Origin of the sequence: Pseudomonas sp. GD03858 (assembly GCF_029840925.1) — a bacterium.
Classification (GTDB): Bacteria; Pseudomonadota; Gammaproteobacteria; order Pseudomonadales; family Pseudomonadaceae; genus Aquipseudomonas.
Genome location: NZ_JAOCDM010000050.1, coordinates 21,974 through 34,185 on the forward strand (window position 1 = coordinate 21,974; position 12,212 = coordinate 34,185).

The 12,212-nt window shown below is 66.2% G+C and carries 11 protein-coding genes; 4 read left to right on the top strand and 7 right to left on the bottom strand.

The annotated features are described in order from the left end of the window. Positions 1 to 109: 109 nt before the first annotated feature. The 6 genes from N5D48_RS14595 to N5D48_RS14620 form a co-directional block, all read right to left on the bottom strand. Positions 110 to 616 carry a disulfide bond formation protein B gene (locus tag N5D48_RS14595; protein WP_279885391.1) on the bottom strand — a complete coding sequence of 169 codons (507 nt, stop codon included), beginning with the start codon at positions 614 to 616 and terminating at the stop codon, positions 110 to 112. A 211-nt stretch (positions 617 to 827) separates the two neighbouring features. Next, positions 828 to 2,066: a heme biosynthesis HemY N-terminal domain-containing protein gene (locus N5D48_RS14600; protein ID WP_279885393.1), complete on the bottom strand. Its 1,239-nt coding sequence runs from the start codon at positions 2,064 to 2,066 to the stop codon at positions 828 to 830. Beyond that, positions 2,063 to 3,163, bottom strand: coding sequence for a uroporphyrinogen-III C-methyltransferase (locus N5D48_RS14605; protein ID WP_279885395.1), 1,101 nt, complete (start codon positions 3,161 to 3,163; stop codon positions 2,063 to 2,065). The genes N5D48_RS14600 and N5D48_RS14605 overlap by 4 nt, the downstream gene beginning before the upstream one ends. A gap of 46 nt (positions 3,164 to 3,209) precedes the next feature. Further along, entirely contained in the window at positions 3,210 to 3,977 is a 768-nt protein-coding gene (locus N5D48_RS14610; protein ID WP_279885397.1) for a uroporphyrinogen-III synthase, read from the bottom strand. Beyond that, positions 3,974 to 4,915: a hydroxymethylbilane synthase gene (gene hemC / locus N5D48_RS14615; protein WP_279885399.1), complete on the bottom strand. Its 942-nt coding sequence runs from the start codon at positions 4,913 to 4,915 to the stop codon at positions 3,974 to 3,976. The genes N5D48_RS14610 and hemC overlap by 4 nt, the downstream gene beginning before the upstream one ends. 244 nt (positions 4,916 to 5,159) lie before the next feature. Continuing rightward, positions 5,160 to 5,909, bottom strand: a complete 750-nt coding sequence (locus N5D48_RS14620) for a LytTR family DNA-binding domain-containing protein (protein ID WP_279885401.1) — start codon at positions 5,907 to 5,909, stop codon at positions 5,160 to 5,162. Positions 5,910 to 6,207: 298 nt separating this feature from the next. On the opposite strand from N5D48_RS14620, the gene argH reads away from it, so the two are divergent. Next, positions 6,208 to 7,602, top strand: a complete 1,395-nt coding sequence (gene argH / locus N5D48_RS14625; protein ID WP_279885403.1) for an argininosuccinate lyase — start codon at positions 6,208 to 6,210, stop codon at positions 7,600 to 7,602. Between the two features lie 124 nt (positions 7,603 to 7,726). Here argH and N5D48_RS14630 read toward each other — a convergent pair whose 3' ends face one another. Next, positions 7,727 to 8,386, bottom strand: coding sequence for a glutathione S-transferase (locus tag N5D48_RS14630; protein WP_279885405.1), 660 nt, complete (start codon positions 8,384 to 8,386; stop codon positions 7,727 to 7,729). A gap of 146 nt (positions 8,387 to 8,532) precedes the next feature. Here N5D48_RS14630 and N5D48_RS14635 point away from each other — a divergent pair, with 146 nt between their 5' ends. The 3 genes from N5D48_RS14635 (at position 8,533) to N5D48_RS14645 (ending at position 12,149) form a co-directional block, all read left to right on the top strand. Beyond that, positions 8,533 to 8,832 (top strand): hypothetical protein, encoded by a 300-nt coding sequence (locus tag N5D48_RS14635; protein ID WP_279885407.1) that lies wholly within the window; start codon positions 8,533 to 8,535, stop codon positions 8,830 to 8,832. A 51-nt stretch (positions 8,833 to 8,883) separates the two neighbouring features. Further along, positions 8,884 to 9,129, top strand: coding sequence for a TIGR02647 family protein (locus N5D48_RS14640; protein WP_279885409.1), 246 nt, complete (start codon positions 8,884 to 8,886; stop codon positions 9,127 to 9,129). A 155-nt stretch (positions 9,130 to 9,284) separates the two neighbouring features. Beyond that, positions 9,285 to 12,149 (top strand): class I adenylate cyclase, encoded by a 2,865-nt coding sequence (locus tag N5D48_RS14645; protein WP_279885411.1) that lies wholly within the window; start codon positions 9,285 to 9,287, stop codon positions 12,147 to 12,149. The last annotated feature ends 63 nt before the right edge of the window (positions 12,150 to 12,212 follow it).

Below are 12,212 nucleotides of genomic sequence, written 5' to 3' on the forward strand. Positions count from 1 at the left end.
TTCCCGCGCGACCTGCCCATCAAGGTACGCAGCAGACAAAGTTCATACAAGCGTTTAATCCCCGCCCTGCCCACCGCTGGTCGCGCAATACCGGGCACATTGCCCTGGATCAAACTGCCGCGTGGTAGCGGAAACGATACGCCACCAGCCAGGACAGGGGCAGCGCCGCCAACAGCAGGAAGGCCAACAGGCTCCACTCGGGCAAGGTCAGGTCGAGAAAACTCCAGCTGATGGACACGCAGTCGGGGCTGCCCAACAGGAACAGGTGCAGCATCTCGCCCAGCGGACGTTGCATGAGCGAGCCCAACGGCAACTGGCAGCCATCGACGGCCAGCGGATCGCCTTGCAACCAGACATGCCGCCCCGCCAGCAGCGCGCCGCCCGCCGCCACGCACAGCGCCGACCAGGCATAGCCACGCTGGCCTCGCGAAGCGGGAGCGTGCACGGCGCAGGCCAGGCACACCAGTGCGTAGAGCCCCAGCATCAGGCGCTGGCTGAAACATAGCGCGCAAGGCACCAGGCCGACGACCGACTCGAGGCGAAACGAGGCCGCCAGCACCGCCAGCGATGCCAGGAAAGCGGGAAAGAAAAAGCTGCGCAAGCAGGCCAGCGACATGAGTATTGGATGTCCGCGAGAGGGGAAGTGGGTTGAAACGGTAGAGGAAAGGAGCGCTTTGTATCAAGGCGCTACAGAGCGGACAAGTCGCTAATTGGGGAGCGAATCAATTTCACTGAAAGCAGGAATAGTCTGACATGCAGGCAGGAAAATTCCGCAAGACTGATTTCAGCGCTGACGACAGGGGCCGCCTGGCGGCCCCAATGCCCTCTCAGGCCCTGACACCCTCAGGCAGCGGCAACGCCAGCAGGCGCTCATCCAACAGCCCCAGACCCTCCTGAAACAGCTGGTTGCTGCGCTCGGTCTCACCCAACCCGGCCAACAGGCGCGCCAGCTCGGCACAGGCCTCCGGATTGCGCTCCAGACGCAGGCTGCTTTCCAGGTAGTCGCGCGCCTTGCCCCAGAGGCGGTTCTGCAAGCTCAGTCGGCCGAGGGTGAGCAGCAGGCTCGGGTCCTCTGGGTGATCCTTGAGCCAGCCCTCGGCGGTTTGCAGCTGCCGCGCCGGATCGTCGCCGCGCACCAGGCCGTAGAGGCGCGCCAGATGGCTTTCGTAGCCGCGCTTGAGCGCCGCGCGCAGCACCTGCTCGGCTTCACCCTGGGCGCCGCTCTGACGCAGTTGCTCGGCATAGGCCGACACCAGTTGCGGCTCCTGGCGCTGGGCCGCGGTCAACTGCTGCCAGGCGCGTTCGAGCCCCTGGCGCGCCGTCTGCGCATCGTCGCCACGACTCGCCGCCAGCCCGAGGTTCTGCCCCCAGGCCCGCTGCTCCAGATCGGCCAGCTCGGCTGGCGGCAGCACCTTGTACTTGCGCAGGTCAGGCAGCAGACGGATCAGCGCCGGCCAGTCGCCATGCTCCAGGTGCAGGCGCTGCAGCAAACGCAGCACCTGTGCATTGTGCGGGTGGCGCTCTTGCATGGCCTGCAGCGCTTCCAGCGCGCCCTCGCTCTCGCCACGGTCCATTTGCAACTGGGCATGCGTGAGGGCGATCGCGAGCTCGGCCTGGGGCTGGCGCTCCAGGGCACGTTCGAGCAGGTTGTCGCGCTCTTCGACGCGGCCCAGCTCGTTGGCCGCGCGGGCGGCGCCAAGGTAGTACAGCAATGGCTGGCGATCGGCCTCGGCTGCGCGCTGCAGATGACGCTGGGCGCTGGCCCAGCGGCCTTCGGCGAGATCCAGTTGGCCCTGCTCGACAGCGATGCGTGTTCGCCGGCTGCGATTGCGCCGCGACCACGGATTGACCACCCCGGAGGAGGTCAGCACCAGGCCGACCAGGTAGCGCAGCAAAAGCAGCAGCAGGATGATTCCCGCCAACGCCCCCAGCGCCGCCCACAGCCCGGACTGATAGCGGAAACCGCCATAGGCGATCAGCACGTAGCCGCTGTGCTTGGCGATGGCGATGCCCAGCGCCGCGGCGATCACGATCGCCAGCACCGCCAGCAGGTAGACGCGCTTCATGGCTTGCTCCCCTCGGCGGCAGCCGGCAGGTCACGACGCTGGATATAGGCCTGCACCGCGGCCAGGCTCTCGCTCAGGTCGGGAGTGACCACCGACACCGGTTGCTCGGCCAGCTGGTTGAGGCTGTCGAGCATCGCCTTGCTCTGTGGGTTGTCCGGGTTGAAGTTGGCCAGCAGCACGCTGCGCGCGTCGTCCAGCGCCTGGGCATAGACCTTGGCGTCGCCATTGAGCGCCGCCCACTGGGCCTGCTCGATGGTCAGGCTCAAGGCCAGGCGCAGCTGGTTGAGCGACTGCCCGGAAAGCAGCGGGCGCACGTTGTCATCGGCATTGAACTCGACCTGGAAGTACTTGGATATCTCGGCCCACCACTGCGACCAGCGGCTGGCGCCGTCGCCGTCGGCGGTCAGCGCGCCCATGGCGTCGGCCTTGCTGTCGAACTCCGGCGACTGGGCGCTGAGCTGCTGGACCAGCTCACGCTGGGCGGCCAGTTTGAGGAACAGTCCGGTACGGTCCGGCTGCTGGGTGCTGTTGAGCGTCGCCAGGCTGCGGGTCAGCTGTTCGCGGGCGGCGAAGGCGCCGGGGTCGCTCTGCTCGCGCAGGATCTCGTCGGCTCCCTCGACCAGCGCCTTGGCGCTGGCGATGTCCTGCAAGGCCGACAAGCGCAGGGTCGCCAGGCGCAGCAGGTGCTCGGCCTCGGCCAGGCGCCACTCCTTGCGGCTTTCACCGAGCACGGTTTCCAGGCGCTGGCTCAGACGCTGCTGATCACCCTGCAACTGCGCCACCAGCCGGCGACGGTCCTCCAGTTCGCTGGCCGCCGGCAGGCTGGCCAGTTGCGCGCTGAGTTGCTGCTCGCGCTGCTGCAACGCGTCGGCGCGCTGGTTGAGGGCTTGCAGGTGCTCGCCCTGGCCTTGCTCGCTGCCTTGCAGTTGACGTACTTGCCAGACGCCCCAGCCGCCGACCGCGACGCCGGCGGCGCCCAGCAGCAGGGCCAGCAGCGCCAAGCCATTGCCGGAGCGTCGGGCGGGGTTGGCGGCGTTGGATTGCGGCGCCTCAGGCGCCGAGGGCTGTTCGGTGTTGGACAAGACAGTTTCGCTCACGTATCCATCCTTTGCATGGTGGCGCATCGCTCTCTAGCTTAGCGCCTTAAGGGGCAGGCGCAGCGGTTCGCTGCACGGCTGCCAGCAAGGCCGCGGCGCTGGCGCCACGACAATCCACAATTTCTTTCGCCCCGAGCGCACGGGCCTGCTCGGCCACCCGAGGGCTGGGCACGAACAGCGGCAAGCGGCAAAGCCTCGGCCAGTCCGCGCCCGCCAGGCGGTGCAAGTGTTCAAGCCCCTGCCCACTGCTGACCACCAGGCCATTGAGGCGTTCCCCCGCGATGCACTGGACGAGGGCATTGGCCGGATAATCCGGCAGGCAGCGGCGATACAGTTCCAGATAATCGACACTAGCACCTTGCTCGGCAAGACGCTCGGCCAGCAGTTCGCGACCTCCGAGGCCGCGAACGATGAGCACCCGGGGGGCCGGCACCGCGAGCGACGCACCCAGGGCAGGCAGTTCGAGCAGGGCTTCGCTGTCGTCGCCGGTCGCCGGAAAGCTCACCTGCAACCCTTGCTCCTGGAGGATTCGCGCCGTCGCCTCGCCCACGCTGAACCAGCCTTCACGCGGCGGCGTCACGCCTGCCTGGGCGAGCTGCTCGAGCAGCAGGCGAGCCGCAGACTTGCTCACCACGATGATCGCCTGGGCCTCGCCAATCGAGCGCAGGCGCTGCAACTGCGCAGGGTCCGGCGCGATCGCCTCGATAGTCAGCAACGGCAGGCTAGCGCTGGCGACGCCGGCAGCGGCCAGCGTCTGCGCCAGCGCCGCGCAGTCCTCTTCAGGGCGCGTCAGCAGCAGGCGCCAGGGGCTCACGGGTGGCCGGCCTCGCCATAGACTTCCTTGAGGATCGCCTCGGCGCCCTGCCCGAGCAGGTCTTCGGCTACCCGCACGCCCAGGCGCTCGGCATCGGTACGCGGCGCCCGGGCCTCGGCCACCAGCAGGGTACCGCCGGAGGGCTGGCCAACCAGGCCGCGCAGCCACAGCTGCTCGCCTTCGAGCACCGCGTAGCAGGCGATCGGCACCTGGCAGCCGCCGTTGAGGTGCTTGTTCAGCGCCCGCTCGGCCACCACCCGGTCGGCGGTGTCGACATGGTGCAGCGGCGCCAGCAAGGCGTGGATCTCGCTGTCGGCGCTACGGCACTCGATGCCCACCGCGCCCTGGCCACCGGCCGGCAGGCTGTCCTCGACGCTGATGCTCGAGGTGATGCGGTCTTCGAAACCGAGGCGGATCAGGCCGGCGGCGGCAAGAATGATGGCGTCGTACTCACCGGCATCGAGCTTGGCCAGGCGGGTGTTGACGTTGCCGCGCAGGAAGCGGATCTCGAGGTCGGGTCGGCGCGCCAGCAGTTGGGCCTGGCGGCGCAGGCTGGAGGTGCCGACGATGCTGCCGGCCGGCAAGGCCTCGAGGCTGGCGAAGGTGTTGGAAACGAAGGCGTCGCGCGGGTCTTCCCGCTCGCAGATGCAGTAGAGGCCCAGGCCGTCGGGGAAGTCCATGGGCACGTCCTTCATCGAATGCACGGCGATGTCGGCCTCGTCGTCGAGCAGGGCGGTTTCCAGCTCCTTGACGAACAGGCCCTTGCCGCCGATCTTCGCCAGCGGCGCATCGAGCAACTTGTCGCCACGGCTGACCATCGGCACCAGGCTCACCCGGATGCCGGGATGGGCCTGTTCCAGGCGGGCTTTGACGTATTCGGCCTGCCACAGGGCCAAGGCACTTTTACGGGTGGCAATGCGGATTTCGCGAGTGGACATGAAACGCCCCGATCCAGAGAAATACCGCCGATGATAACAGCATCGTCAGTATCGCTTGCAGATACGGATCAATAGCTCAGGCGCGGCCTGGTGTAGGAGCGGCCTTGTGTCGCGATAGGGCCGCACAGCGGCCCCAGCAATTCAAGCATCGTCGCTGAAACCCTGGGGCCGCTTTGCGGCCCTATCGCGACACAAGGCCGCTCCTACAAGGGCCGAGCAGAATCACAGTTTTGTGCGGACACCCTCAGTGCAGGTTCTGCATCATCTTGCGTACCCCGGCCACATGCCGGCGGCTGACGGTCAGGGCATCGCCCTCCAGGCCCTTCAGGTAAAGCTGGAAATGCCCCAGCGGCGTGCGCTGCAGCCGTTCGATGCGCTCACGAGCAACCAGCGCGTTGCGATGAATGCGCACGAAGCGCTCGCCAAACTCGTCCTCCAGGTCCTTGAGCGGTTCGTCGAGCAGCACTTCACCGGCCTCATGGCGCAGGGTGACGTATTTGTGGTCCGCGATGAAATAGATGACTTGCGGAATGGGGATCAGCTCGATGCCCTTGCGCGTACGCGCACTGATATGGCTGCGCGGGCCGCCGCCGACGTCACTGGTGGGGCGGGTCAACGCCGCCAACTGGGCACGGTTGGGTTTTTCCGCCCGGCGCAGGGCATCGCGCAGGGCCTGGCCCTGGATGGGCTTCACGACATGGCTCAGGGTGCTCTCCCTGAATGCCTCCGAACCATATTCGTCATCGCCGGTGCAGAACACCACCGCCGGCGGCGACTCGCGCTCGCACAGCCGGGCGGCGACCTGCAGGCCATCGAGGCCCGGCATGCCGATATCCAGCAGCACCACGTCGGGTTTCAGGCTTTCGATCAGGGCCAGGGCCTCCTCGCCGTTGGTGGCGCTGGGCTCCAACACGGTGTAGCCCTCCAGCTCGCCGAGCAGCCGGCTCAGTCGCTCGCGGGCCTGGGGTTCATCATCAACGATCAGGACATTCATAATTGCGCTGGATTCCTGAGTGAGTCTCGCACGGGTATAGCGTAGACAAATGTGGGACGACCGAAACGCGGTCACGCTACAGACCGGTGCGAAGGCCAAAGATTCACTGGCCTGGCAGATTCACCGCCAGCCCTTTGTCCAACTGTAGACGGTCCGTGGAACACTGCCGTTCAATCGATGAATATGCCGCACCCCTTCTTTATCGGACGATTCTCACGACCAGCGCCCTGCGGCGCTGGGCGCAACCCTGCTATGATCGGCGCCACTTTTTCCGTTCACGCCTTCAACGAGTGAATCCATGAGCACCGACAAGACCAATCAGTCCTGGGGCGGCCGCTTCAGTGAACCCGTCGACGCCTTCGTCGCCCGTTTCACCGCCTCGGTCGACTTCGACAAGCGCCTGTACCGCCACGACATCATGGGTTCGATCGCCCACGCCACCATGCTGGCGCAGGTCGGCGTGCTCAGCGAGGCCGAGCGTGACGCGATCGTCGATGGCCTGAAGACCATCCAGGGCGAAATCGAGGCTGGTACCTTCGACTGGCGCGTCGATCTGGAAGACGTGCACATGAACATCGAGGCGCGCCTGACCGACCGCATCGGCATCACCGGCAAGAAGCTGCACACCGGCCGCAGCCGCAACGACCAGGTGGCCACCGATATTCGTCTGTGGCTGCGCGATGAGATTGACGTGATCCTGGGCGAGATCACCCGCCTGCAGAAAGGCCTGCTGGAGCAGGCCGAGCGCGAAGCCGAGACCATCATGCCCGGCTTCACCCACCTGCAGACCGCCCAACCGGTCACCTTCGGCCACCATCTGCTGGCCTGGTTCGAAATGCTCAGCCGCGACTACGAGCGCCTGGTGGACTGCCGCAAGCGCGCCAACCGCATGCCCCTGGGCAGCGCCGCGCTGGCTGGCACCACCTACCCGATCGACCGCGAACTGACCTGCAAGCTGCTGGGCTTCGAAGCCGTGGCCGGCAACTCGCTGGACGGCGTCTCGGACCGTGACTTCGCCATCGAATTCTGCGCCGCCGCCAGCATTGCCATGATGCATCTGTCGCGCTTCTCCGAAGAGTTGGTGCTGTGGACCAGCGCGCAGTTCCAGTTCATCGACCTGCCCGATCGCTTCTGCACCGGCAGCTCGATCATGCCGCAGAAGAAGAACCCTGACGTACCCGAGCTGGTGCGCGGCAAGAGCGGCCGTGTGTTCGGCGCCCTGACCGGCCTGCTGACCCTGATGAAAGGCCAGCCGCTGGCCTACAACAAGGACAACCAGGAAGACAAGGAGCCGCTGTTCGACGCCGCCGACACCCTGCGCGACTCGCTGCGCGCCTTCGCCGACATGATCCCGGCGATCAAGCCCAAGCACGCGATCATGCGCGAGGCGGCGCTGCGCGGCTTCTCCACTGCCACGGACCTTGCCGACTACCTGGTGCGCCGTGGCCTGCCGTTCCGTGACTGCCACGAGATCGTCGGCCATGCGGTGAAGTACGGCGTCGATACCGGCAAGGACCTGGCGGAGATGAGCCTGGACGAGCTGCGCCAGTTCAGCGACCAGATCGAGCAGGATGTGTTCGCCGTGCTGACCCTGGAAGGTTCGGTGAATGCCCGCAACCACATCGGCGGCACCGCGCCGGCCCAGGTGCGCGCGGCAGTGGTTCGCGGCAAGGCCCTGCTGGCTTCGCGTTAAGCTGTATCGCGAGGGCTGCGCCCTCGTTCGCGGGCAAGCCCGCTCCCACAGGGAATGTGCAAATCCCTGTGGGAGCGGGCTTGCCCGCGAATGGGCTGCAAGGCAGCCCCCCCTTTTCAGACCTTCAGCGCTTGTTCTTGATCATTTCGAGGAACGCCGGCATCGCCGCATCCTTGTCCGCCACGATCCGCGCCATGTGCGGGTTCTCGCCCAGCAGCTGCAACAGCGCCCGCGCTTCCGGGAAGTCCGCCAGGAAGTCGATGTTCAGCACCTTCTTGCCCACCGCGCACGCCAGGTCGACCGAGAAGCAGAACATCAGGTCGGCGATGGTCAGTTGCTCACCGGCCACGTAAGGCTGGAACCGTCCGTTGCGCTTGAGGGTGGCGAAGCCCGCCAGCAGGTCCGCCCGCGCCCGCTCCTTGATCAGCGGTTCCACCGCCGCGCCGAAGAACGCCTCGGCGTAGCAGGTACGCGCCGGCAGCTCGATATACAGCTCGATTTCCCGCAGCAGCTCGCGCACCTTGGCCTGCCCGAAGGCATCGGCCGGCAGCAGCGCCTTGCCCGGCTGGGTCTGCTCGATGTAGTCGAGGATGACCCCGGTCTCGCTGATGAAACCGTGCTCGGTCTGCAGCACCGGCACCTTGCCGCGCGGGCTTTTGGCCAGGGCCTCGGGGGCTGGGCCGCCAAAGAACGGCACCTCTTCGAAGGGCACGCCTTTCTCCAGCAAGGCCAGCTTGACCATGTTGTAGTAGTTGCTGACCGCGAATCCATGAAGCTTGAGCATTGAGACAGCCTCCAAGGCCGTGTGGGGATGGCCCGGCTTTTATAGCCCCCTTCCCCACCCTTGGCCAGTTCCATGCCCGGCATCGATGACCGGGCATTGCCAGCACAGGCGTGGCACACTGTGCCTCCCACCACAGGAGTAACGCCATGAGCGAGCCCACCGACATCGACAATGCCGACGAAGACTTCGCCGAGGCGACACTGACCCAGGCCATCGAGAACCAGATCGAAAGCGGCGAGCCGCCAGCGGCCAAGGCCACCTTCAACAAGCTGACCCTGGTCGGCTACGAGCGCGAGGACATCCTCAACCTCATGGCCCATGTGCTGGCCATCGAGATCGACGCCATGCTCGACGAAGACCGCCCGTTCGACACCGAATGGTATGAAACCGCCCTGCGCGCCCTGCCGGAGCTGCCACCTGAGGCGGATCAAGGCGACATCGAATAAACCTGACTACACTCCTGACTTCCATCCTTGTCTCGAAGTCAGGAGTAGCCCATGCCCTTCAACCCCGAACTGATCGCCGAACTGGAAGTGCTCGCCCAGTTCAACCTGGACAGTCACCAGGAAGGCATCAAGGTTTGTAGCGACGCCTCCCCGGCATTGGTCGCCGCAGCCAAGCGCCTGCACGACAAAGGTCTCACTGACCAACCCGACGGCGGCTACCTCACCAGCCTGGGCACTGACGCCGCCGAAAGTGTGCAGTTGCTCCTCAGGGTCCTTAAAACCCCACAGCCTGCCTGAGTTCACCAAGCCCGCCCCCCCGTGGGAGCGGGCTAGCCCTGCGATGCCCCAGACGCACGCTATAAATCTGACGTCAAAAAGCCACCAGCCTCTTATCCGACCGCCCCACTCAGGCTAAACTCGCCAGTGCTCCTCCCGGCCTGCCTGAGTGCGCAATGAACCACCCTCATGAAATCCGCCCCGATCTCGATCAAGGCATCGACCGCAAGGAACTGTCCAAGCTGCGCGCGCGCTTCCTGAAGATCAACCAGGGCCGCCTGGCACGAGCAATGGAAGGGCTGTCCACGCGCCAGCAGCAGGTCCTCACCCTGCTGCCACTGTTCTTCCACGTCAATCACCCGCTGTTGCCGGGCTATGTCTCGGGCACCACCCCCGCCGGCGTATCCGGCTTCGAACCCGACAACGACCTGCTGGCCGAAGCCCAGCGCCTGACCCGCTCCTTCACCTACAAGGCGCGCCACGGCAATCCGCCGCAGCCAATCCACGGCCTGTTCCTGATGGGCAGCCTCGGCACCCTGGCCCAGGCCGAACAGAGTGATATGGACCTGTGGGTCTGCCACGCACCCGAGCTGGACGAGCAGGCGCTGGCCGAGCTGCGGCGCAAATGCCAACTGCTCGAGGCATGGGCCGCGAGCCAGGGCGCCGAGGCGCATTTCTTCCTGATCGAGCCCCAGGGCTTCGTCCAGGGCGAGCGCGACAGCCAGCTCAGCTCCGACGACTGCGGCACCACCCAGCATTATCTATTGCTCGACGAGTTCTACCGCACCGCCATCTGGCTGGCCGGGCGCACACCGCTATGGTGGCTGGTGCCGGTCTATCAGGAACACAACTATCGCGACTACACCCAGACGCTGCTCTCCAAGCGTTTCATCCGCCCCCAGGACGACCTCGACCTCGGTCACCTGGCGCACATCCCGCCAAGCGAGTTCGTCGGGGCCGGGCTGTGGCAGTTGTTCAAGGGCATCGACTCGCCCTACAAGTCATTGCTCAAGCTGCTGCTCACCGAGGCCTACGCCAGCGAGCACCCGGACGTGCGCTGCCTGAGCCTGGACTACAAGCAGGCCGTGTTCGCCAACCAGCTGGACCTGGACGAGCTCGATCCCTACGTGATGGTCTATCGCCGCATCGAACGCTACCTGCTGCAGCGCGGCGAGCCGGCGCGCCTGGAGCTGGTGCGGCGCAGCCTGTACCTGAAGGTGAACAAGAAGCTCGGCGATCCGGGCCGCGCCCGCAGTGGCGGCTGGCAACGCCAGCTGCTCGCGCGCCTGACCGAGGAGTGGGGCTGGGACGAGCGCCAGCTGGCCCTGCTCGACAGTCGCAGCCAGTGGAAGGTGCGCCAGGTGGCGGTCGAGCGCCGCGAGCTGGTGGCCGAGTTGAACCACAGCTACCGCTTCCTTACCCAATTCGCCCGCCTGCAGAACGCCAACAGCCGCGCCGACCAGCGCGACCTCAACGTGCTTGGTCGGCGCCTGTATGCCGCCTTCGAACGCCGCGCCGGCAAAATCGAGGTGATCAACCCAGGCATTGCCCCGGACCTGGCCGAAGACACCCTCACCCTGGTGCAATCGCCCAATCGCAAGGAGCCAGGCACGTACCACTGGGGCCTGTACAACGGCAACCTGGGGGTCCACGAGTGGGAGCATTTCAGCCCGCTCAAACGTTGCCGGGAGCTGCTCGAGCTGCTTGCCTGGGCGCACCGCAATGGCGTGATCGACAGCAGCACGCGCCTGGCCCTGCATCCGGGCGCCAGCGACCTGAGCGAGTTCGAGCTGTTCAACCTGCTCGGCAGCCTGCAGCAGAGCATTGCGCTACCGCTGGAAACGGTCGGCGAGGTGCGCCTGCTGCAGCCAAGCGTCGCCGACGAGATCCTGCTGCTGGTCAATGTCGGCGTAGATCCGCTGCGCCAGCATCGCGACCTGAACATCCTGATGACCACCGAGCGCACCGACTCACTGAGCTACGCCGGCGTGCGCGAAAACCTGGTGCTGACCCTCGACCAGATCACCCTCAACAGCTGGAATGAAGTGCTGGTGCAGCGCTACGACGGCGAGCATGCGCTGGTGCGCTGCCTGCGTGATCACCTCAACGCCCTCGGCCAGCGCAGCCAGCGACCGCGGGTCCGGGTACGCTGCTTCTGCCACAATCGCGCCCAGGCCATCGGCCAGCGGGTCGAGGAGATCTTCGACACCACGCAACGCCTGCTCGACCAGAGCCCGAATCAGCGCTACCTGCTGCAGGTGGCCCAATGCACGCACATCTTCGACCTGCAGCCAGGACTGGTCACCCTGGCCAGCCTCGACGACCACGACGCGCTGCTCGATGCGCTCGGCGAAGAACGCAGCCGCTACAGCCCACTGCACCTGGATGCCCAGGCCCTGCTGGATCATGACCTGCCACTGCTGCTAGCCCAGGGCCAACCTCGCTGCATCCAGGTGTTCTACCGCCTGCTCGACGGCTGGGCCGAGCTATACGTGCTGGACGAGCACAACGCGCTCTGGCGGCAGCGCCTCCCCCTGCAGGACGAACGCCACCTGCTGCTGCCACTGCAGCGCTTCCTGCAATCGATGGTGATGCGCCGCGACGCGCAGCTGCCCCTGGACAGCCTGCAGCAGGCGTCGCTGGACATCCTCTACTACCAGTTGCTGCCCTCCGGGGCCGGCAAGGCACGCAGCCTGGAGCCTCGTCCGATACCACAGGACAGCCACGCCCAGGCGTACTACGAGGTCCAGGCGATCCTCCAGGCCGGCGCGGGCGAAGGGGTGCACGTCACGCTCTATTGCGACCAGCAGGAGTTCTCCGAACTGGAACATGGCGACCAGCTGTATGCCGCGGTCGCCCGGCAGATCCTCCGCCAGCGCCGCAGCAGCGGCAATTACCGCTGCTACATCACCGACCTCGACCTGTCCGAGCTGCTGGAGGACGAGCAGGGCTCCACCAGCCTGTACCTGCGCTACAAGCGTGAGCTGGAGCAGGCGCTCAACGATGGGCTGGAGCAGTTGCAGGCGCGGCTGGAACCCTGATTTTCTCGGCGTTCATAGGCCCCTGTAGGAGCGGCCTTGTGTCGCGAAAGGGCTGCGAAGCGG